The organism is Gymnodinialimonas sp. 202GB13-11 (assembly GCF_040932485.1).
Taxonomy (GTDB): Bacteria; Pseudomonadota; Alphaproteobacteria; order Rhodobacterales; family Rhodobacteraceae; genus Gymnodinialimonas; species Gymnodinialimonas hymeniacidonis.
On record NZ_JBFRBH010000001.1, the window covers coordinates 1,223,500 to 1,245,045 of the forward strand.

The 21,546-nt window shown below is 60.5% G+C and carries 16 protein-coding genes and 1 tRNA gene; 7 read left to right on the forward strand and 10 right to left on the reverse strand.

The window, feature by feature from the left end; genetic code table 11:
• Positions 1-66 precede the first annotated feature (66 nt).
• Positions 67-501 (forward strand): Lrp/AsnC family transcriptional regulator, encoded by a 435-nt coding sequence (locus V8J81_RS06130; RefSeq protein WP_368477604.1) that lies wholly within the window; start codon positions 67-69, stop codon positions 499-501.
• Here the strand turns inward: V8J81_RS06130 and V8J81_RS06135 are convergent.
• Both V8J81_RS06135 and V8J81_RS06140 read right to left on the reverse strand, forming a co-directional pair.
• Positions 498-974 (reverse strand): disulfide bond formation protein B, encoded by a 477-nt coding sequence (locus V8J81_RS06135; protein ID WP_368474867.1) that lies wholly within the window; start codon positions 972-974, stop codon positions 498-500. The genes V8J81_RS06130 and V8J81_RS06135 overlap by 4 nt on opposite strands.
• Positions 971-1,549: a YqaA family protein gene (locus tag V8J81_RS06140; RefSeq protein WP_368474868.1), complete on the reverse strand. Its 579-nt coding sequence runs from the start codon at positions 1,547-1,549 to the stop codon at positions 971-973. The genes V8J81_RS06135 and V8J81_RS06140 overlap by 4 nt, the downstream gene beginning before the upstream one ends.
• Positions 1,550-1,679: 130 nt before the next feature.
• Here V8J81_RS06140 and V8J81_RS06145 point away from each other — a divergent pair.
• Positions 1,680-1,764: transfer RNA gene (locus V8J81_RS06145), tRNA-Leu, on the forward strand.
• A 254-nt stretch (positions 1,765-2,018) separates the two neighbouring features.
• On the opposite strand, the gene V8J81_RS06150 is transcribed toward V8J81_RS06145, so the two are convergent.
• Positions 2,019-2,225, reverse strand: a complete 207-nt coding sequence (locus tag V8J81_RS06150) for a hypothetical protein (protein WP_368474869.1) — start codon at positions 2,223-2,225, stop codon at positions 2,019-2,021.
• A 323-nt stretch (positions 2,226-2,548) separates the two neighbouring features.
• Between V8J81_RS06150 and V8J81_RS06155 the strand changes: the two genes are divergently transcribed.
• Positions 2,549-10,306 (forward strand): cadherin-like domain-containing protein, encoded by a 7,758-nt coding sequence (locus tag V8J81_RS06155; RefSeq protein ID WP_368474870.1) that lies wholly within the window; start codon positions 2,549-2,551, stop codon positions 10,304-10,306.
• 140 nt (positions 10,307-10,446) lie between these two features.
• Here the strand turns inward: V8J81_RS06155 and V8J81_RS06160 are convergent, their stop codons facing one another.
• From V8J81_RS06160 to V8J81_RS06175, 4 genes are all read right to left on the reverse strand, one after another.
• Positions 10,447-11,037, reverse strand: coding sequence for a nucleotidyltransferase family protein (locus V8J81_RS06160; protein ID WP_368474871.1), 591 nt, complete (start codon positions 11,035-11,037; stop codon positions 10,447-10,449).
• Entirely contained in the window at positions 11,034-13,442 is a 2,409-nt protein-coding gene (locus tag V8J81_RS06165; RefSeq protein ID WP_368474872.1) for a GcvT family protein, read from the reverse strand. Before V8J81_RS06165 ends, V8J81_RS06160 begins: the two co-directional genes overlap by 4 nt.
• A gap of 157 nt (positions 13,443-13,599) precedes the next feature.
• A complete protein-coding gene (gene aroB / locus V8J81_RS06170; RefSeq protein WP_368474873.1) occupies positions 13,600-14,709 on the reverse strand; it encodes a 3-dehydroquinate synthase in 1,110 nt (369 codons plus the stop codon).
• Positions 14,706-15,281 (reverse strand): shikimate kinase, encoded by a 576-nt coding sequence (locus V8J81_RS06175; protein ID WP_368477605.1) that lies wholly within the window; start codon positions 15,279-15,281, stop codon positions 14,706-14,708. The genes aroB and V8J81_RS06175 overlap by 4 nt, the downstream gene beginning before the upstream one ends.
• A 43-nt stretch (positions 15,282-15,324) precedes the next feature.
• On the opposite strand from V8J81_RS06175, the gene V8J81_RS06180 reads away from it, so the two are divergent.
• The 4 genes from V8J81_RS06180 (at position 15,325) to V8J81_RS06195 (ending at position 19,446) form a co-directional block, all read left to right on the forward strand.
• Complete coding sequence (locus V8J81_RS06180) at positions 15,325-15,552, forward strand: hypothetical protein (RefSeq protein ID WP_368474874.1); 228 nt, start codon at positions 15,325-15,327, stop codon at positions 15,550-15,552.
• A 28-nt stretch (positions 15,553-15,580) separates the two neighbouring features.
• Positions 15,581-17,071 carry a hypothetical protein gene (locus V8J81_RS06185; RefSeq protein WP_368474875.1) on the forward strand — a complete coding sequence of 497 codons (1,491 nt, stop codon included), beginning with the start codon at positions 15,581-15,583 and terminating at the stop codon, positions 17,069-17,071.
• Positions 17,072-17,074: 3 nt separating this feature from the next.
• Complete coding sequence (locus V8J81_RS06190) at positions 17,075-18,016, forward strand: tyrosine recombinase (protein WP_368474876.1); 942 nt, start codon at positions 17,075-17,077, stop codon at positions 18,014-18,016.
• A gap of 101 nt (positions 18,017-18,117) precedes the next feature.
• The gene (locus V8J81_RS06195) at positions 18,118-19,446 is read left to right on the forward strand and encodes an HlyC/CorC family transporter (RefSeq protein WP_368474877.1); all 1,329 of its coding nucleotides are present in this window, start codon (positions 18,118-18,120) and stop codon (positions 19,444-19,446) included.
• Between the two features lie 95 nt (positions 19,447-19,541).
• On the opposite strand, the gene gpt is transcribed toward V8J81_RS06195, so the two are convergent.
• From gpt to fabI, 3 genes are read right to left on the reverse strand one after another with little or no spacing between them, the layout of a single operon-like run.
• Positions 19,542-20,060, reverse strand: a complete 519-nt coding sequence (gene gpt / locus V8J81_RS06200; protein ID WP_368474878.1) for a xanthine phosphoribosyltransferase — start codon at positions 20,058-20,060, stop codon at positions 19,542-19,544.
• Positions 20,057-20,677, reverse strand: coding sequence for a LysE family translocator (locus V8J81_RS06205; protein ID WP_368474879.1), 621 nt, complete (start codon positions 20,675-20,677; stop codon positions 20,057-20,059). The genes gpt and V8J81_RS06205 overlap by 4 nt, the downstream gene beginning before the upstream one ends.
• Complete coding sequence (fabI, locus tag V8J81_RS06210; protein ID WP_368474880.1) at positions 20,674-21,486, reverse strand: enoyl-ACP reductase FabI; 813 nt, start codon at positions 21,484-21,486, stop codon at positions 20,674-20,676. Before fabI ends, V8J81_RS06205 begins: the two co-directional genes overlap by 4 nt.
• Between the last annotated feature and the right edge of the window lie 60 nt (positions 21,487-21,546).

Sequence of the window (21,546 nt, forward strand, 5' to 3'; positions counted from 1 at the left end):
TATTTAAGCAGTCATAGTGCGCAATTCGCGCGCATATCATACAAAACGATGCTATACGCTGCCATTATGGATGATATTGACCGTACTCTTTTGTCTGCCCTGCGCCGCGATGGCCGCGCCTCTTTGTCCAATCTGGCCGCCGCACTGGGCGTGACCCGGGCAACAGTGCGCGCGCGGATCGAAAAGCTGGAACTGCGAGGCGTGATCCGAGGCTATACGGTGCAAACCGCCCAAGACCTTATGGACGCGCCTGTGCGCGGCTTGATGATGCTGGCGATTTCCGGGCCAGGTGCAGAGCGAGTGATGCACAGGCTCACTGGGCATGCCGCTGTGAAGCAGGTGCATTCGACGAATGGCAAGTGGGATCTGATTGCGGAGATCGGGACGGACACTTTGGAAGAGTTTGACCGCGTGCTGTTTGATATCCGGCGTATCGACGGCGTTGAGACGTCTGAGACCAGCTTGCTTTTGAACACCCGCAAAGGCGGCCGACGGGCCTAGGCGGGGCGTCGTGCCGCCATAAGCCAGATCACGGCCAGCCCGAGGCAGATCAGGCCGTTCCAGGACGCCATGCTCAGGCCCAGAAATTCCCACGCAACTTCATTACATAGAACCAGCTGCGGGCCGGACGTGGTGTCGAACAACTGTTCCGGGGTCAATGCCCCAACATCCTGCGCGGCAGACGCGCCACAAACCTGCGGTCCGTCCCACCATTCCCGCTCCACTCCTGTATGCAGTAGCGCCAGACCTGCGCCGACCAAGGCGGTTACGGCACCAAGTAGCGCGATGATCGCATTGGGGATTGCGACGCCTATGACGGACAACACAATTGCGACGCGATGCGGCCAGCGCTGCCAAAGGCACATCGTGCAGGGCAGCAGGCCAACGACATATTGAAAGTAGAGCGCGCCCAGAAACAGGCCAAACGAACCGAGGCCCGCAACGGCGATGAGATGGCGGCGTGTCAGGGTCATAGGAACCTCAGCACATAAAAGCCGCCCACCAACAGCACGCAGAATAGAATGAACATCAGGCCCAGGCGCTTTTCGATGAAGTCGCGGATCGGCTCCCCAAACTTCCACAGCAGGCCCGCGACGATGAAGAAGCGCAAACCACGCGCGACGATGGAAGTGATAATGAAGGTTCCCAAGGGCATCCCGGTCCAGCCCGACATGATGGTAATGACCTTGTAGGGGAAGGGCGTCAGCCCTGCGATCAGCACCGCCCAGAAGCCCACGCCGTTAAAGCGTTCATTGAATTCCTCGATGCGATCCAGCTTGCCAAGCGATTCAAAGATTGGGCGACCAATCTCTTCGAACGCAAAGGCACCGATAGCATAACCCAGAAGGCCGCCGAGCACGGAGGATATAAGGCAGACGCCCGCGATGAGCCATGCCTTTTGAGGCCGTGCGAGGATCATCGGGATCATCAGCACATCGGGTGGGATCGGAAAGACCGAACTTTCGGCAAAGCTGACAATGGCCAGAACCCACAGGGCGTGGCGATGGCCAGCAAAACCCATCACCCAATCGTAAAGGCGGCGTAACATAATCTGCGTGTCCTGCTCGGATTATACATAAAGCTTTGCGCGATGGGTGCCGCATCGTTGCGCGACGGTCAAGGCAGGCCTGTCGCCCGTTGACGCCGCTTGCAGGCAACGGTAAGCGACACACCACTGGGCCCGAGTGGCGGAATTGGTAGACGCAGGGGATTCAAAATCCCCCGCCGCAAGGCTTGTCGGTTCGAGTCCGACCTCGGGTACCAGCCCATCCGTTCAAGCAAGTTGTCGCTGATTATATGGGCGGAGCGCGTCTTCGGTTTGCAATCGGGGTCCGGACACAGTTCATACGATTCGCATTGTTGGACGTTATTCAGGCCAAAACGTCTCGCTGACCTATCTAAAAGGACAGGTTAAGCAATGTGGCGGTTTTCGGGCGAAGAGACAGACTGTTTCCCTAACGTAAGTTAACGTTTGTTTCCAATTCTTTAACAATCCTGCAGATTGGCGATAACCGCTATCATTCGGTTTTTGGTGAAGTTGCAGAAAACAAAGCGATTTCAACCGTAAGCGGCTTGCGCCATCCGCGTCTCCCTTTCAAATTGCGAAACAATGCGGCGCTTTCGCGACCCGCTTCTGAACCATGTTTGACGCCCGTTCGCCGCATTTGTGACGTGTTTGTCGAAATTTTCTCTTCAAATGCCGTCAAGTTTTCCGCTATCTGCATCTCAGCCCAACTGGGGGGCGATGTCTGCAAATAGGCCACGGGGGCGGCCGCACACGATTGATCGCACAGGAATAGTGCGGGAGGGGTGTAGCCGTTGTGTCTTGGGTCAGTTCGACCCAAACGGATACGTAACACGTCTTAGTGCCGAGCTTTCGGTGCCAAGATTGCTGCCTGTTGCGGGTGAATGACCCGCCCCTCTCCTTCCAGTGTTGGATTACGTGAGCGGTCGCCCTTGGTCTGTCTGACCATCGCGATCAGTTGACTGTGATTTTTCCCGTTCCCGCGGGCACGCCGGCATGTGGTCGGCATTAGGAGAGTGCGAGATGACAACGGTTATTGACTTCAACAATCTGTCTGCCGGCGATGTTGTAACCAACCAATTCCAAAGTAACGGTGTCACGATCACCGCCTCGGGCGGATCTGGCGATGCGATGATCTTCGATACGTCCAATCCCACGGGTGGTGACCACGATCTCGCGACCAACAACCTTGGCAACGTTCTGATCATCTCGGAAGATGGCGACAGCAGTGATCCAGACGATAATGCAGGCGGTGGTACCGTCGTATTTGCGTTTGAGACAGCGGCCACCGTGAAGGCACTCACGTTCCTCGACATCGAAGAAACCGCTGAAATCAAGCTTCTCGATGCCGACGGCAATGTCATCGACACGATCCACGCAGGGCCGACCGGCAACAACGGCCAATGCGTGGTGCACATCGACGTCGCAGGTGTCGCGAGCATGGAGGTGACGCTGCACGGCTCCGGTGCAATCGACAACCTCGAATTCGTGGCCTCCGCAGGCCCTGACTATATCGTGGAGGGCACCTCCGGCGACGATCTGATTGATGCCGCCTACGATCAGGACCCCGAAGGCGATATGGTTGATGCAGGTGACAACCAGCTTGGCAATGATGACGATTCCATTCGCGCCGGTGCGGGCGACGATACCGTCTACGCCGGTGAAGGCGACGACACGGTCGAAGGCGGGTCCGGCAATGACTTCATCCTTGGCGACGACACGTCGGGCGATCAGGGCGATGACCTGCTGCTTGGTGAAGATGGGGACGACACGCTGTGCGGGCTCGGCGGTGATGACACGTTGGACGGCGGTGCAGGTGCCGATGTGCTGGAAGGTATGGACGGCGATGACCTGATCCTTGGCGGTTCCGGCAACGACAAAGGCTTTGGCGACGCAGGCAACGACACGCTTTATGGCGATAGCGGCACGCAGGATGACGGCTCCGTCCGCGAAGTATTCCAGTGGGATCTTGGCCCATCCAACGCATCTGACTTCAGCCAGAATACAGGGAATGTGACCGTCTCCTTCTCGGAAGTGAACGGTGGCGCAAGCGACAACATCACGTCTGATACGCAGCTGGTCGATGGCATCGACACCGGCGGCGCAGCGGCTGACGCGACCTCTTCGCTCGACAGCGAAACCAGCGGCCAGGGCAATTCCGACACGTACACGCTTGGCTTCTCGGACCCGGTTGAGAACGTGTCGTTCCGTGTGAACGACATTGATGGCGACGGCGTTGTTACCATCAAGGCGTTTGACGAAAACGGCGATCCGATCGAAGTGCAGCTTGCCGGTGGTGACAAGCTGACCCTGATCGATACCGATGGTGACGGCTTGGCCGACACCGCTGACAGCAATGGCGGCTATGAGCCCGACACGTCCGAGAACTACTCTGTTCTTGTGACCATTCCGGGCCCGGTTTCCGAGATTGAGATTTTCCACACGCAGGATGGCGGCGCCAATTCCGGCATCAACGTCACCGACGTCTACTTCGATGTGCCGGGTGTGAACCCGTCCGAAGGCGCAGGCGACGACACCCTTGTCGGCGGTGCAGGCGATGACCTGATCTACGGCGAAGGCGGCGACGACAGCCTGAAAGGCGGCACCGGCAACGATGAACTGACCGGTGGCGATGGTGCCGACACGATCAAGGGCGGCGATGATGCCGACACGATCTTTGGCGGCAACAATGGCGACGTCGTTGATGGCGGCACAGGCTCCACTGCGCCGGGTGACGCGAACGACATGGACGTGCTCGACCTGACCGGCGAAGGCCCGTTCCGCGTGATCGACGAGACACCCGACGGGGACGGCAATTCGACGTCCGGCACCATCCAGTTCGTCAATGCCGATGGCACCCCCACCGGTGACACGCTGACCTTCACTGAGATCGAGACGATCCTGGGTGAGCGGTTCAACGACGACCCCGATGCGATGGATGATACCGTCGATCTGGATGAAGACACGTCAGCCACGTTCAACCCGCTGGCCAATGACAGCGACCCGAACGGCGATGCGCTGACCATCACCGATATCAGCGACCCGGCAAACGGCACGCTGACCGACAATGGCGACGGCACCTTCACTTACACGCCGGACGAAAACTTCAACGGCACCGACAGCGTCACTTACACCATCGACGATGGCAATGGTGGCACGGATACGGCCACCGTTACGTTCAACGTCGCTCCGGTGAATGACGATCCGGTCGCGGTGGACGACAGTGCCACGACGCCGGAAGATACTGCCGTTGTGATCGACCTGATCGGCAACGACACCGATGTTGATGGCGACACGCTTGAGCTGGACTCCGTTTCAGTTGATCCCGCCCTTGGCACGGTTGTCGACAACGGCGACGGTACGGTCACGTTCACTCCGGCTGAGAACTATAACGGCCCGGTCGTGATTGATTACACCGTATCCGACGGCAATGGCGGCACGGATGATGGCCAAGCCACGGTCAACGTTACGCCGGTCAATGACGCGCCTGATGCGGTCAACGACAACGCGACCACGCCCGAAGACACCCCCGTTACCATCGACGTGCTGGACAATGACACAGATGTGGATGGCGATACGTTGACCATCACCGGCGCGTCGGTTCCGGCGGATCAAGGCACAGTCGAGATTGTGGGCGGTGAACTTCTGTTCACCCCAGCCGAGAACTTCAATGGCCCGGCGACGATCAGCTATTCGATCGAAGACGGCAACGGCGGCACGGACACGGCGGAAGTCGTGGTTGATGTCACGCCCGTCAACGATGATCCGGTCGCAGTGGATGACACGGCATCGACGATGGAAGACGAAAGCGTCATCGTCGATCTGCTGGGCAATGACACTGATGTGGACGGCGACACGCTTGAGTTGGCTTCCGTCTCGGTTGACCCGGCGCTTGGCACCGTGGTCGACAATGGCGACGGCACTGTCACCTTCACCCCGGCACCTGATTACAACGGGCCCGTTGTGATCGACTACACCGTCTCCGACGGCAATGGCGGCACCGATGATGGCCAGGCGGTTGTCTCGGTTGGCGCGGTCAATGACGGCCCGGTTGCCGAAGATGACACTGCGACCACCGATGAAGACACGCCTGTCACCATTGATGTGCTGGGCAATGACAGCGATCCCGATGGTGATGCGCTTGAGATCGTGGGCGCGACCGTGCCCGCCGATCAGGGCACTGTAGAGGTCGTAAACAACGAACTCGTGTTCACCCCGGCCGAAAACTACAACGGCCCGGCCGAGATCACCTACACCGTCACCGACAATAACGGCGGCACCGACACCGCCACCGTCGATGTGACCGTGACTCCGGTCAACGATGATCCGGTTGCTGTCGATGACATCGAAACCACCGATGAAGATGTGGCCGTTGTCGTCGATCTGCTTGGCAATGACACTGACGTTGATGGCGACACGCTGGAACTGGCATCCGTCTCGGTTGATCCGGCGGAAGGTTCTGTTGTCGACAATGGCGACGGAACTGTCACCTTCACGCCCGCACCGAACTTCAATGGCCCGGCGACGATCAGCTACACCGTCTCCGACGGCAATGGCGGTACGGATGAAGGCGAGGCCATCGTTTCGGTCGGCGCAGTCAATGACGGCCCCGTGGCCGAGGATGACACAGCCACCACCGATGAAGATACGCCAGTCACCATCGACGTGCTCGACAATGACAGCGACGCCGATGGCGATGATCTGACGATTATCTCCGCCGTGGTCGATCCTGCCGAAGGCACGGTGGACATCGTCAATGACGAGTTGGTCTTCACACCCGCCGATGATTTCAACGGCGACGCGACGATCACTTATACCATTGCCGACGGCAATGGCGGCACCGATACGGCTGATGTGGTTGTCACGGTGAACCCGGTGGACGACGCGCCGGTGACCGTGGATGACACCGCGACAACCGACGAAGATACGCCGGTCATCATTGACCCGCTGGCCAATGACAGCGATCCCGATGGTCAGCCGCTGGTCTTCGCGGATACCCCAACCAGCCCAGACGGCACGGTCGAGATCAACCCCGATGGCACGATCACCTTCACGCCTGACGAGAACTTCAACGGCGAGACCACGATCGACTACGTGGCTGAAGATCCCGATGGGAACCAAACGCCAGGCCAGATCACAGTCACGGTGAACCCGGTGAATGACGCGCCGGACGCCGTGGATGATGGCGACGTGACGGACTTCGAGACTGCGGTTGAGATCAACCTGTTCGCCAATGACAGCGACGTGGATGGCGATACGCTCACCGTGACAGAAGCCACCGTGCCTGCCGATCAGGGCACGCTTGCGCCCACCGGCACCGAAGGCGTCTACACCTTCACACCTGCCGATGGGTTCGAGGGCACGGCAACCGTCTCCTACACCATCTCCGACGGCAATGGCGGCACGGACTCGGCGGTTCACACCATCGAAGTCGGCGCTGACCCGACCCCCGCCGATGGCGTGGTCGACGGCGAAGAGTTCGGCGAACTCATGGGCCCTGGCTACAACGACGACAACCTGCCCACCGATGGCGGCGGAGACCAGATCGACGGCGACGATGGCGACGATGATGTCATCGAGGGCAATGGCGGCGACGATACGATCAACGCGGGCCAGGGCTCCGACACCGTGTCGGGTGGCACCGGCGACGATAGCATCGACGGCGGCGCAAGCCCCGATGGCGATGATCTGTCCGGTGACGAAGGCGACGACACCATCAACGGTGGCGGCGGTGACGATACCATCGACGGCGGCGTGGGCGACGATGTCCTCGACGGCGGCGCGGATGATGACGACATCACCGGCGGCGACGGCAATGACAGCGTCATTGGCGGTGGTGGTAACGACACGATAGACACCTCCAGCTCAGAAAATCTGCTCGACAGCGGCTGGCCCGGCTATGGCCCGATCCCGGCTGTGGACCCTGATGCGGATCCCGACAACGACAAAGACACCGTCTTTGCGGGTGAGGGCGACGATGTTGTCTCGACCGGCGACGATGCCGACGTCATCGACGCAGGCACCGGCGATGACACCGTCGATGCGGGCATCGACAATGACAGCGTAACCGGCGGGCAGGGCGAAGACCTCTTGATCGGTGGCGAAGGCGCTGACACGCTTCTGGGTGGTCAGGATGACGACACCATCTTCGGTGGTCTGGAAACCCCGGCGCCCGATGGCGTCAATCTAGCTGACGATGGCTTCGGCGCACCGTTTGGCCCGGATCCGTTGACCGACAACAACAATGACAGCATCGACGGCGGTGCCGGCAACGACCTCATCTTCGGTCAGGACGATGACGACACCATCACCGGTGGCACCGGCAACGACACTATCGACGGCGGCGTGGACAACGACTCCATCCTAGGTGGTCAAGGCGACGACGTCATCGAGGGTGGCCATGGCCAGGACTTCATTCAGGGCAACAACAACAATGACAGCATCACGGGTGGCCGTGGATCGGACACGCTGGAAGGCAATGCCGGATCGGATACGATCAACGGCGGCGCCGGCGATAGCATCCTTGGTGGTGCCGACGCGGACAGCATTGTTATCGATCAGGATGAAGTGGACGAAAACGGCGACAATGACACGGACATCGTAGTTGACGGTGGCACCTCAGGCATCGACACCGACACGCTCGACCTGAGCGACTTCGTCTCCTACCGGAACCTGGTTGAAACCGTCGATCCCGATGGCGACTCCACCTCCGGTTCGGTGGAAGTGAAGAACGGCGAAGACGAATGGGTCGAAGTCACCTTCGCGGAAATCGAAGACCTGATCCTACCTCCGAAAGAAGCCGACGGCATCGTCGACGGCGAAGAATTCGGCGAGCTGATGGGCCCGGGCTACGATGACGCTAATGCCCCCACCGATGGTGGCGGCGACCAGATCGACGGCGACGATGGCATCGACGATGTGATCGAAGGCAATGGCGGCGATGACACCATCGACGCAGGCCTCGGCGATGATACCGTGTCCGGTGGTACCGGCGACGACGTGATCGACGGCGGCGCAGATGATGGCGACGACAGCATCGACGGGGACGAAGGCAATGACTCCATCCTTGGCGGTGAAGGCGACGACACCATCGACGGCGGTGACGACGATGACACCGTGCGCGGCAACGAAGGCGACGATGTCGTCTCGGGCGGCGACGGCGATGACAGCGTCACCGGCGGCGCAGGCGACGACACGCTCGACGGCGGCGATGGCGATGACAGCCTGACCGGCGGTTCCGGCGACGATGTGATCGACGGCGGCGAAGGCGATGACACCATCACCGGCTCCACCGGCAATGACAGCATCACTGACCTTGAAGGTGATAATGAGATCAACTCGGACAATCCGGGCTCGTTCGACCCCGACCGCGGTGTGCCGATCCCGACTGCTGGTGGCACCGGGCCGTTCATCATCACACCTCCGGACGCTGATCCAGACGACAATAAGGACACCATCACCACGGGTGACGGCGACGACACCATCAATTCGGGTGACGATGCCGATGTGATCGACGCAGGCGACGGCGACAATGTCATCGACGGTGGCACCGATGACGACACCATCACCACGGGTGACGGCAATGACAGCATCATCGGCGGTGAAGGCTCCGACAATATCGACAGCGGCGACGGCGATGACACCATCGACGGCGGCGTTGGCAGCCCGGCGGCCAACTTCATCGATGAGCCCAATGACGGCTTCACTGGCGATCCGATCCTCGACAACGGCGATGACACGATCAACGCCGGTGCTGGCGACGACGTGGTCCGCGGCGAAGACGACAATGACCTGATCGACGGTGGCGAAGGCGACGATACGCTGGATGGCGGCATCGACGACGACACCATCTTCGGTGGTGACGGCAACGATGTGATCGTGGGCGGCCAAGGGGCAGACAGCCTTGATGGTGGGTTCGGCGACGATGTGTTCAACGTGGGCACGTTTACCGATCCGAATGGCACTGGCGACTATCAGGAAGGCATCGGCGACGAGATTGTCGGCGGCGAAGATCCGGGCGATGGGGATGAGGATACCCTCGACCTCACCGGTTCCGGCTCGCTCAAGGTGGTCTTCGACGACAGCATCGATCCGGGCGGTCAGCCTGGTGAGAGCGGCACCGTGATCTTCTACACGGACGACACGCAGACCGAGGAATCGGGCCGCCTGACGTTCAAGGAGATCGAGAATGTCATCCCGTGCTTCACGCCGGGTGCCATGATCGCCACGCCACGTGGTGAGGTTCCGGTCGAAAGTCTGCGCGAAGGCGACAAGGTGATCACCCGCGACAACGGTATCCAGGAGATCCGTTGGACCGGTAAGCGCACGCTCAACCGTGAAGAGCTGGCCGATCACCTGAACATGAAGCCGATCTTCATCAAGGCCGGGTCGCTGGGGCACAACCTGCCTGAACGTGACATGCTGGTCAGCCCACAGCACCGCGTGCTGATCACGGGTGAGACACCGCAGCTTTACTTCGAAGAAAGCGAAGTTCTGGTTGCGGCCAAGCACCTGGTCGGCCGTCAGGGCATCGGCATCATGGATACGATGCGCACGACCTACATCCACTTCATGTTCGACCGCCACGAAGTGGTTCTGTCGGATGGCGCCTGGACGGAAAGCTTCCAGCCCGGCGACCAAACACTCGGTTCCATGGGCGAGGCCAGCCGCGAAGAGATCTTCGCGCTGTTCCCCGAACTGGCGACCGAAGGTGGATTGACCGACTACGCGGCCGCGCGCCGCTCGCTTAAGGCTCACGAGGCGAAGCTTCTGCAACTCTGAGTGTGCCTAGGGGCCGCGTGTATCTCGCACCACACGCGGTCCCCCGGATTCTGCAGCAAACACCAATGACGGGTGGTCTCTTTCTGGGGGAAGGGGCTGCCCGTTTTCCTTTTGGGTAAAGCGAGCGTTTGTGGACTCGTTCAGGTAGACGGATTCCTTGCCCGCCATGCAGCCCAGTCTTCGGGTGTGTCGAGGTCGGTGAGGGCCCGTTCGTCAGCCAATGGGATCAGGGCCACATCTTTTGCATTGGTCTTCAGGATCGACTTAGCGCCTTGATCCCCTTGCAGTTTCGCAAGGTGCTTAAGGAATTTCGGTGCGAAGATCACTGGCTGGCCCGGTTGCCCGTCCTTGCTGGCCGCTTGCAGGATCGGGCTGAGATTTTGCGCATAAAGGCCTGATAACAGATGCAAATCCGATGCCGTGATGTCTGGCATATCGGCCAGAACGATCATCACAGGGCGGTTCTTGATGCCGTCGACGCCTACCCGGATCGACGCCGCCATCCCGTCTGTCTCCGTTGCTTCCACGATGTCGACTCGCAGGTCTTCGATGGCGTCCCGTCGAGCATCCTGACCCAGTCCCAACACCACGCGCGTCTCGCCGCATTTCACGCAACGCTCTGACATCAAACGCAAAAGCGCCGTGCCGTTCACATGCTCAAGCAGTTTGTCGCGGCCTTTCATCCGGCTGGACGCCCCAGCAGCGAGCAGAAGTATCAGCGGGGCGGTCATCCGCGCATCCGCGTGCCGTCGGCGTCGAACAGTGGCTCGGTGATCAGGCGGGCAGGGCGCATCTGGCCGAGGATTTCGATCTCAACCTCCAATCCCTTAACGGCCTTATTTCGTGGCACAAATCCCAACGCGATACTTTTCTGCGCATGATGTGAGTAGCCGCCGGAGGTGCAGAACCCTTCGACGGCGCCGTCAATCCCGATCGGCTCATAGGCTACGACATCTGCATCGTCGGCATCGACTTCGAAGGCAGCTAGAACGCGGTCCGGCGGGTTGGTGCGTTCGGCTTCCGCCGCCGAGCGTCCGATGAAATCTACGTTCTTTTTCAATGAGATGAAGCGATCTAGCCCCGTCTCGGCAGGCGTATAATCAGGAGAGAATTCCCGCATCCACGACCCGAAGAACTTGTCGAGCCTGAGCGACATCATCGCCCGCATCCCGAACGGCTTCATGCCCATCGGCGCGCCGGCATTCCAAAGCACATCCCAAAGCGCCCGTTGCTCCATCGCGTCCACGTAGATTTCATAACCAAGATCGCCGGTGTAGCTGACGCGCTGCACGATTGCCGTGGAATATCCGATGGTTAACTGGCGCACGTCCATGAAGGCCATGTCACTGACCTCCTCCCGCGAGACCGCTTGCAAGACGTCGCGCGCTTTTGGCCCGGCGATCTGAAACCCTGTACGGCGGTCAGAGACATTTTCAAGCGTCACATCCTCGTCCAGATGCACCTCAAACCAGCGCATGTGATAGTCCTGCGCGCCAAAGGATCCGGTCAGCAGGAAATGCGCCTCGTTCAGGCAAGTGATTGTAAAGTCGCCAATAATCTTGCCGCGCGGCGACAGCATCGGGCTCAGCGACAGCCGCCCCGGCTGCGGAATACGGCCCGCCATGATCCGGTCCAGCCATGCGCGCGCGCCCGGGCCACGCACATTGTACTTACCAAAGTTCTGAACCTCGTTGATCCCCACAGCGCCGCGCACAGCCGCCACTTCGCGCGCTGTTGCGTCGAAGGCATTGGACCGCCGGAAAGACGGGGTCTCATAGCGCGGCTCGTCTCCTTCAGCGAAGTAATTCGGCACCTCGAGCCCGTATTGCTGGCCCCAGACCGCGCCCATTTGGTCGAAGACATCATACATCGGTGTGGTGCGGAAAGGCCGCGCGGCGGGCAGCTCTTCATTCGGGTAAACCACTGAAAACCTTGTCCGATAATTTTCAATGACTTTCGGCAGTGTGTAGCCCGGCGTGATGATCCGCCCGAAACGGGCCACGTCCATGGCCATCACGTCACGTTCGGCCTCACCCTCGATCATCCATTGTGCAAGGCTCAGGCCCACGCCGCCGCCTTGGCTGAACCCGGCCATCACCCCACAGGCGGACCAGTAGTTGCGCAAGCCCGGAACCGGACCGACCAATGGGTTGCCATCGGGGGCAAATGTGAACGGCCCGTGGATCACCGATTTGATGCCAGCGCGCTCCAGAACCGGGAAGCGTTGGAAGGCAAACGCGATCGAGTCGGTGATTTTGTCAAAATCATCTGGGAGCAATTCGTGCCCGAAATCCCACGGCGTGCCATCGACGGCCCAAGGCCTACAGGTCTTCTCATAAAAGCCGATGCAAAGGCCGCGCCCTTCTTGCCTAAGATAGCTTTCTCCAGCCGGGTCCATGACGTGAGGATGCTCAGTGTCGCGTTCGTAAATCTCAGGCGTTTCCTCAGTCACGAGGTACTGATGCTCCATAGGATGAAGTGGCAAATAGCAGCCCGCCATGGCCGCAACTTCCCGCGCCCAAAGGCCTGCGGCGTTAACCACATGTTCTGCTATAAGAGTGCCCTTGTCGGTCACAATCTCCCACGTTCCATCCACACGAGGGTTGGTTTCCAACACCTTGGTATGAATATGAATTTCCGCCCCACCCATCCGCGCGGCCTTGGCATATGCATGTGTAGTGCCGGAGGGGTCGAGATGCCCGTCGAGCGGGTCATAAAGCGCGCCGAGCACGCCGTCGGTGTTGGTGATGGGCGCAAGCGCCTTTATCTCGTCCGGGCCGACGATTTCTGTCTCCAATCCCATGAAGCGATGCTTGGCGCGTTCGGCCTTGAGCATGTCGAGCCTTTCGGGGGTGTCAGCCAACGTCACGCCGCCCACATGGTGTAGGCCGCAGGACATACCAGTCAGCTCTTCGAGCTCCTTGTAGAGACGGATTGTGTAGCCCTGTAAAGCGGCCATGTTGGTGTCGCCGTTGAGCGTGTGAAACCCGCCGGCTGCGTGCCATGTGGAGCCGCTTGTCAGCTCGGACCGTTCCAAGAGAGTCACGTCCGACCAACCCAGTTTGGTCAGGTGGTAGGCAACGGAGCAGCCGACGACGCCACCGCCAATGATGCACACACGGGTATGGGATTTCATGGAGCTCTCCCCAATAAGATGTTTCGCGCATCTGATTTGGTTCAAGGGCTATGGGCAAGCCGGAATGCGACATGCGCGCGTCTCGCGTGCCGTATCCGTTGCAATGCCGCTGGCGGGCAAGCTTTGGGAGCCAGGTGGGGCAGGGCCTGCCACGGGGCTACCGGCCTGCAAGTTGCTCCGTCAGAAGGACGCGGACAGCGTTCTGCGGCACGTCTGCCGTGACAAAAGCCTTACCGATGCCACGGGCGAGGATGAAGCGAAGTTGGCCCGCGATCACCTTCTTGTCCTGCGCCATGAGCGCCAAAAGGCCATCTGCATCCGGCAAATCCCCTGCGATATCAGACAGATCACGCTTCATGCCCATCGCGGCCAGATGTGCACGGACACGGCTTGGGTCTTCTTGAGAACACAGGCCAAGACGGGAGGAGAGTTCGAACGCGAGCGCGCAACCGATGGCAACGCCCTCGCCATGCAGCAGCCGGTCGGAATAGCCGGTCGCAGCCTCTAAGGCATGGCAGAATGTGTGACCGAGGTTCAAAAGCGCGCGGTCGCCTTGCTCCGTCTCGTCACGGACCACGATGTTGGCTTTCATCTGAACAGAACGCCGGATGGCTTCCTGCCGAAGGGTCGCGTTTTCAGACAGGGAAGGGCCGTTTTGTTCCAGCCATTCGAAGAAGTCGGCGTCGCCAAGGAGGCCGTATTTGGCCACCTCGCCATAACCGGCCAGAAAATCGCGTGGTGTTAGCGTGTCGAGTGCATTGATGTCGGCGAGTACCAAAGCCGGCTGGTGAAACGCACCGATGAGGTTTTTGCCGTGTGTCGCGTTGATGCCCGTCTTGCCGCCGACAGAACTGTCGACTTGCGCGAGCAACGAGGTCGGGATCTGTACGAACCGGATGCCACGACGGTGGATGGCGGCGGCAAAGCCGACCAGATCCCCGATGACGCCGCCGCCGAATGCGATCACGATGTCGCGGCGTTCGACTTTCTCTGACAGAAGCCAATCCACCGTTTTCGCAAGGTTTTCCCAATTCTTGGTGCTTTCGCCCGGCTCCAAGATAAGGGCCTCGGACGTGATGCCGTGGCTGTTAAGCGCGTCGGTCAGGGCGCCAAGATGGTGGCTTGCTACAGTGCGCTCCGTTACGATCCACGCCTTTGGGCGATCGAGAAGGGGCGCAACCTGTGCACCCGCATCGCGGATCAGCGCAGGGCCGATCCGGACGTCGTAGGCGCGGTCGCCGAGGGGCACATGAACGATATCGGTCATTGAGTAAGGGCTTTGGTTGTGACGGTTCCAGTGGCGCGCAGGACGTCCATGACGGCGGCAGCGGTTTGATCGATCGACCAATGGGCTTCGACACTTACCCGGTTGGGCGCTGTCGCGTAGGCCGGTGTACGGTCTTCCAAAAGGGCGGTTAGCGTCGCCTTGGGGTCGGAGGTGCGCAGAAGTGGGCGATGCGTTTTGTGCTTCACCCGAGACCAGAGCAGGTCAAGGTCGGCCTCAAGCCAGACCACGCAAGCCTGTTCCCTAAGCATGGTGCGATTGGCCTCGGACAACCAGGCACCGCCGCCGGTGGACAAGATGCAAGGCGGGCCTTCAAGTAGCCGGGCGATGACCTGACCTTCCTTTTCGCGAAAGAAGGCCTCGCCATATTTGTCGAAAATCTCGGAAATCGTCAGCTGTGCGGAGGCGACGATCTCGGCGTCCGAATCGCGCATGTCAACGCCCAACTCAGCTGCCAATGCGCGGCCTATAGCGGTCTTTCCTGCGCCCATCATGCCCACCAGCACGACCGAGCGGGTCAACCGCCGTTCCCCATGTGGCACGCTTTCGCCCATGACCGAAAAAATTGCCTCCGTAAGTGGCGAAATCTCGCCGTCCATGGCTTATATGGAAAATACGGCGGCGGCAAACGCTGCTGTCTTTGCGCGGGGGCGCGAGGGAGCAGGCACGCAGAGGGGTCAGGGCGCGGTCATGGGGCGTATCCTTATTGTATTGATTGTATTGGCTATTCTCGGGTTCCTGGGATTGGTTGGATATGCCTATTCCGGGTTCCTTCGGCCCGATGTTCAGACCGTGACGCAGCCGGTGGTTTTGGATGTGGACTAACGTACCGACCTTTGTCTTGCTGGTCGCAATGGCACAGCCGCTTGCAGCACAAGAGGCTGAGATCGATCTGACTGGCTTGCCGGAATTGGGCACGCCGGACTGGCTGTCGGACGCCATCACGCGCCCCCATGCGAATGTCGCCACCGACGCGTCCGTGCCGCAGATTACGGTTCTGCCGCTGGATGCGATGCAGCTGGACTCCGTTGGTCTTTTGCCAGCCTCCATCACCGGCTTGCCGCGCGGCCTTTGGGGCACGTCAGAGACGGAGACGCTGGCCCGCCTGATGCGCGCACAACCGGTGCAAGGCCTACCAGCGATGCAGAATTTCACCGAGGTCCTGGCGCTCGCCGAACTGGACCCGCCTTTCGGGGCACCCGCAGAGGGGTCTGAACTGTTCCTCGCGCGGCTCGATCTGTTATTGGACCGAGGCGCACTTGATCCGGCGCAGGCGCTTATGGAGCGGGCTGGACCGACGCAAGAGGGGCTCTTCCGGCGATGGTTTGATGTCTCCCTCCTGACGGATCATTCAGACCGTGCCTGCGCCGCGATGAATGCGAACCCGGACATTGCGCCAACCTTTCCCGCGCGCATTTTCTGCATGGCGCGGGGTGGGGATTGGTCAGCTGCGGCACTGTCGCTCGGCACGGGTGAGGCACTTGGCGAGATTACGGAAGAGGAAGGGGATCTAATTGCCCGTTTCCTGGACCCGGAATTGTTCGAGGATGAACCGCCATTGCCGCCGGATGCTACGCTGACGCCGTTGGAGTTCCAGATGCGTATGGCGATTGCGCAACGCCCGGACATGACCGGCCTGCCGCTCGCATTCCTTTACGCTGATCTTTCGCCGCTGGCGGGCTGGCGGGCGCAGTTGGATGCGGCGGAACGGCTGACGCGGTCCGGTGCGATCGCGCCGCAGGAATGGTTAGCGATCTACACTTCCCAAGCGCCGTCCGCGTCCGGTGCCGTATGGGATCGGGTCGAGGCGCTGCAAGCGCTTGATGCCGCGCTTTTGGCCGGTGATCCGGTTGAAACATCGCGGCGCTTGGCCCCAGCCTGGGCTGCGATGCAGGAAGCGGGCCTGGAAGTCGCATTTGCGGACATTTACGGCGAGCGGTTGCTGCGCACTCCGTTGGTGGATGAGGCTGGCATTCTTGCGCGGCGGGTGGGCCTTTTATCGCCCCTCTACGAGCAGGTGGCGCAATCATCGGTCCCACAGGATGAGACGGAGCGCTTTGCCTTTGCGATTGCCCGCGGCCTACCGCCGGAAAACGCGCGTGACCCGCTGGATCGGGCCATCGCCGCAGCGTTCGCGCCTGATCTGCCGCCGCATCGCTACAGCCTGTTTCTTGAGAACAACCAACTCGGTGAAGCCTTGCTGCGAGCGGCTTTGGTTTTGGGGCAGGGTGCGCAGGACAGCGACCCGAACGATGTGACCGATGCATTGGTGCTGTTTCGGTCTGTGGGTCTAGAAGATGTGGCGCGGCGTACCGCGTTGCAGCTGCATCTATTGCAGGGCTAACGGATGGCAGGCCCGGCCACGGACGCGGATTGGATCGCCCTTTATCTGGATGCGGCAGCAGCCGAACAAGGGGCGGCGCAGAACACCTTGCTGGGATATGGGCGCGATCTGACGGACGCGATGGGCTGGCTTTCAAAGCGCGGCGGATTTGCCGGTGCGGATCGCGACAAGCTGGAAGGCTATATTGCCAGTCTTGAGGCGGAGGGCCTGGCGCCTGCCACGCGTGCGCGGCGCTTGTCGTCGCTGAAACAACTCTTCCGGTTCGCACATGAGGAAGGCTGGCGCGCGGACAATCCTACCTTGCAGATCACCGGCCCGGCGCGCGCGCGCAAGCTGCCGGGTACGCTGGATGTTGGCGAGGTCGACGCGCTTCTGTACGTCGCCGAACGGCACGGACGGACTGAGGGCGACCGGCTGCGCAACCACTGTTTGATGCAAATCCTCTACGCCACAGGCCTGCGGGTGACGGAACTGGTGTCTCTGCCGATTTCTGCCCTGCGCGGCGATCCGCAAATGCTGTTGGTCATGGGTAAGGGGGGCAAGGAACGGATGGTGCCTCTGAGCCCGCCGGCACGTGAGGCGGCTGCGGCGTGGTTGGCTCATAGGGACGCCGAAGACGACAGAGCGCGTGTGGAGACCGGTGCGAAACCCAGTGCTTTCGCTTTCCCGTCACGCGGCAAAGCCGGGCATCTGACACGGGTGCGCTTTTTCACGCTGATCAAGGAATTGGCGCTGGAGGCCGGTCTGGACCCGGCCAAGGTCACACCGCACACCCTGCGCCATGCCTTTGCGACGCATCTGTTGCAGAACGGGGCGGACCTGCGCGCGATCCAGACGCTTCTGGGCCATGCAGATATCGCGACGACTGAGATTTACACGCATATCTTGGACGAAAGGCTGAAAGCCTTGGTGCTTGAAAAGCACCCCTTGGCGCGGGGCGGGTAGGGCGCCCTAACCCCTCGTCCTGCCTTGGGCTATCCTCGCAGTTGGCCTGTTTTGCAGGGGCGTCCCTTGAATGGGACCGTCCGCGCCCCCATAACCCGCCCATGGAAAACGAATTGCCCCTCCCGGAACCGTCGGCGTTGGCCGATCCCACGAATTGGATCATCGCGGCGGTGATTGTGTTTTTGCTTGTCTGTTCGGGCTTCTTCTCGGGCTCTGAGACGGCTTTGACGGCTGCCTCGCGCGGGAAGCTGCGGTCGATCGCCAGCAAGGATACGGGACCGACCCGCGGGGCAGCCCGGGCGTTGGAGTTGAAGGAAGACAATGAACGCCTGATTGGCGGAATTCTTCTTGGCAACAACCTCGTCAACATCTTGGCGACAGCTTTGGCCACGGCTTTATTCACGGCGATCTTGGGCGAAGGCGGCGTGGCGATTGCAACGCTGGTGATGACAGCGCTCGTCCTGATCTTTGCGGAGGTGCTTCCTAAGACCTTTGCTATCAACAGCCCTGAGATGTCGGCGGCGCGTGTTGCGCGGCCCATCGGGTTGATCATCGCAGTCATGGCTCCTGTCGTGGCAGTCGTGCGCTTTATCGTGCGGGGCGTGCTGCGTCTGTTCGGCACGCGGATAGAGGCGGGCGACAACATGTTGTCGGTCAAGGAAGAGATCATGGGCGCGCTCTCGATTGGCCATGAGGAAGGTTCCGTCGAGAAAGAGCAGCGCGACCGGTTGCTCGGTGCGCTCGACCTGCACGAGCGGACAGTGGAGGAAATCATGCTCCACCGCTCAGGGATCGAGATGATCGACGCTGATGCTGCGCCGGAAGAGATCCTGACGCAATGCCTCCGCTCGCCCCATACCCGCCTTCCGGTCTTCAAGGATGATCAGGAGAACATCGTGGGCGTCGTGCACGCCAAGGACCTGCTGCGCGCAATTGACCGACTGACGCGGGGAGAAGATGCGAAAGGGCTTGCGGCGTTCGACATCTCGGACGTGGCGATGAAGCCCTATTTCGTGCCCGAAACCACGACGCTTGATGACCAGATGCGCCAGTTCCTGCGCCGCCACACGCACTTTGCGTTGGTGGTAGATGAATATGGCGCCCTTGGTGGGTTGATCACGCTGGAGGATATTCTGGAAGAGATCGTGGGTGAGATCACCGACGAGTTCGACGTGGAAGATGCGCCAGTGCTGGAGGCTGACAGCGCGGGGAACTACACGATTGATGGTGCCATGACGATCCGCGACCTCAACCGTGCGGCGGACTGGACGCTGCCGGATGAGGAGGCGAACACGGTCGCCGGCCTTGTGATCCATGAGGCGCAGACGATCCCGTTGCCGGGGCAATGCTTTGCGTTCCACGGCTTCCGGTTCGAGGTGGCTGAACGGGAGCAAAACCGGCTGACCAAGCTGAAGGTGCGGCGGTTGTGACGGCCTCTGCTCACGTGTCAGCAGGTGGGTTAAACGATTGAAATTACGCCAGAAAGAGGTTTTGCTTTCTCTGTTTCAACCACGTTTTGACCGCTTTAATCCTTGCCGCGATAGGGCTCCACATATTGCAGGGCCATGTCCCAAGGGAAAAAGATCCAGGTGTCCTGACTAACGCCGGTGATGAATGTGTCCACCATCGGCTCACCCTTCGGTTTCGCGTAGACCGTGGCGAAGTGGGCCTTGGGGTAGAGGGAGCGGACAAGTTCCAGCGTTTTGCCGCTGTCCACCAGATCATCAACGATTAGAATACCTTCGCCGTCGCCCATCAACTCGGCATCGGGGGATTTCAGAACCTCCGCCTCGCGCTGCTGATCCGCCTTGCCGCCACCCGCATGGTACGACTTCACCGAGATCGTATCGACCGTGCGGATGTCCAACTCGCGACTGACGATCATAGCGGGTGCCATCCCACCGCGTGTGATGGCAACCACGGCCTTCCACGCGCCATCGTCGGGGCCACGTCCGTCCAGCCGCCAAGCCAGCGCACGGGCGTCACGGTGCATCTGGTCCCAGCTGACGTGGAACCCTTTTTCGTGGGGGAGTTGTGTGGTCATGGCGTGCCTCGTTCGAAGAGCAGGCGCAGGCCCAAGGCGACGAGAACGCCGGCTGCGATGCGGTCAAAGATGGATTTGGCGCTGAGATAGCGCGTGCGGACGATCGCCGTCGAGAGGGCAACGGCCAAAAGTGGCTGCACGACTAGTTCAACGCCCAGATGGTTAAGGTAAATCAGAGCTTTATCGGCTGTGGTTAAACCTTCGGGAAAGATCACCACGATCACAGCAGCCGAAAAGAGAACGGATTTCGGATTGGCGAGATTGACGAGCATCCCTTGCCGAAACGCCCGGCCCTTGCTGACCTGCGGGGCGGTCCCAAGCGGCGCGCGGGCATTGCGCCATGTCTGAAAGGCGATCCAGATCAGGTAGGCCGCGCCGCCCATCTTCACCGCTGTGTAAGCCCAAGGAAACAGGGAAAAGAGAGCATCAAGGCCCAAAAGCGCGGCCAGGGTCCAGAGCGAAGCCATGATGCCCAAACCAACAGCTGCGGCCAGACCGGCGGTGCAACCTTCGGCCATGGCGGTGCGGGTCAGGAACGGAAGCGATGGACCGGGGGACGCAATGGCGGCCAGCAACGTCGCGTTGAAGGCCAGCACATGCACCCATTCGATGGTCATTCGCCCTTTTTCTCCAGCGTCATGTCAGGCGCTTCGGGGTTCTTCATGCCGATGATGTTGTAGCCCGCATCGACGTGGTGGGTTTCGCCGGTAACGCCGGACCCCAGATCGCTGAGCAGGTAGAGAGCCGATTTGCCGACTTCGTCCTGAGTGACCGTGCGGCGCAGGGGGGCGTTGTTTTCGTTCCATTTCAGGATGTAGCGGAAATCACCGATGCCAGAGGCTGCGAGCGTCTTGATCGTGCCTGCGCTGATTGCGTTGACGCGGATATTGTCGCGGCCCAGATCCTCGGCCAGGTACATGACCGACGCCTCAAGCGCTGCTTTGGCCACGCCCATGACATTGTAGTGCGGCATGACGCGTTCCGCGCCCGAATATGTCAGCGTCAGAAGCGAGCCACCGTTGGGCATCATCTTTTCGGCGCGCTGGCACACGGCGGTGAACGAATAGACCGAGATGTCCATTGTCATCTGGAAATTGGCTGACGAGGTCTCGACATACCTGCCGCGCAGTTCGTTTTTGTCCGAGAAGCCAATGGCGTGGACCACGAAATCAAGACTGCCCCATTCGTCCTTGAGGGTTTCGAACAGCGCATCGAGTGAATCTGCGTCGCCTACATCACAGGGCACGACCAGAGATGAGCCCAATTGTTCCGCTAGCGGGCCAACACGCTTCAGCAGCGCCTCACCCTGGTAGGAAAAGGCAAGTTCCGCCCCCTCCGACGCGAGGGCCTTGGCGATCCCCCATGCGATGGATTTGTCATTGGCGAGGCCCATGATCAGCCCACGTTTGCCGTCCATCATGCCCATATTGTGTCCCCATCCGTCACGATCTGAAACTCTCGTAGGCGATTGGCCGCAGGGCTTCAA

Bases quoted from the DNA above. Each gene is read 5' to 3' on its own strand.
- V8J81_RS06130 (WP_368477604.1), top strand. From the start codon at position 67: ATGGATGATATTGACCGTACTCTTTTGTCTGCCCTGCGCCGCGATGGC.
- V8J81_RS06135 (WP_368474867.1), bottom strand. From the start codon at position 974: ATGACCCTGACACGCCGCCATCTCATCGCCGTTGCGGGCCTCGGTTCG.
- V8J81_RS06140 (WP_368474868.1), bottom strand. From the start codon at position 1,549: ATGTTACGCCGCCTTTACGATTGGGTGATGGGTTTTGCTGGCCATCGC.
- V8J81_RS06150 (WP_368474869.1), bottom strand. From the start codon at position 2,225: ATGCAGATAGCGGAAAACTTGACGGCATTTGAAGAGAAAATTTCGACA.
- V8J81_RS06155 (WP_368474870.1), top strand. From the start codon at position 2,549: ATGACAACGGTTATTGACTTCAACAATCTGTCTGCCGGCGATGTTGTA.
- V8J81_RS06160 (WP_368474871.1), bottom strand. From the start codon at position 11,037: ATGACCGCCCCGCTGATACTTCTGCTCGCTGCTGGGGCGTCCAGCCGG.
- V8J81_RS06165 (WP_368474872.1), bottom strand. From the start codon at position 13,442: ATGAAATCCCATACCCGTGTGTGCATCATTGGCGGTGGCGTCGTCGGC.
- aroB (WP_368474873.1), bottom strand. From the start codon at position 14,709: ATGACCGATATCGTTCATGTGCCCCTCGGCGACCGCGCCTACGACGTC.
- V8J81_RS06175 (WP_368477605.1), bottom strand. From the start codon at position 15,281: ATGGGCGAAAGCGTGCCACATGGGGAACGGCGGTTGACCCGCTCGGTC.
- V8J81_RS06180 (WP_368474874.1), top strand. From the start codon at position 15,325: ATGGCTTATATGGAAAATACGGCGGCGGCAAACGCTGCTGTCTTTGCG.
- V8J81_RS06185 (WP_368474875.1), top strand. From the start codon at position 15,581: ATGGCACAGCCGCTTGCAGCACAAGAGGCTGAGATCGATCTGACTGGC.
- V8J81_RS06190 (WP_368474876.1), top strand. From the start codon at position 17,075: ATGGCAGGCCCGGCCACGGACGCGGATTGGATCGCCCTTTATCTGGAT.
- V8J81_RS06195 (WP_368474877.1), top strand. From the start codon at position 18,118: ATGGAAAACGAATTGCCCCTCCCGGAACCGTCGGCGTTGGCCGATCCC.
- gpt (WP_368474878.1), bottom strand. From the start codon at position 20,060: ATGACCACACAACTCCCCCACGAAAAAGGGTTCCACGTCAGCTGGGAC.
- V8J81_RS06205 (WP_368474879.1), bottom strand. From the start codon at position 20,677: ATGACCATCGAATGGGTGCATGTGCTGGCCTTCAACGCGACGTTGCTG.
- fabI (WP_368474880.1), bottom strand. From the start codon at position 21,486: ATGGGCATGATGGACGGCAAACGTGGGCTGATCATGGGCCTCGCCAAT.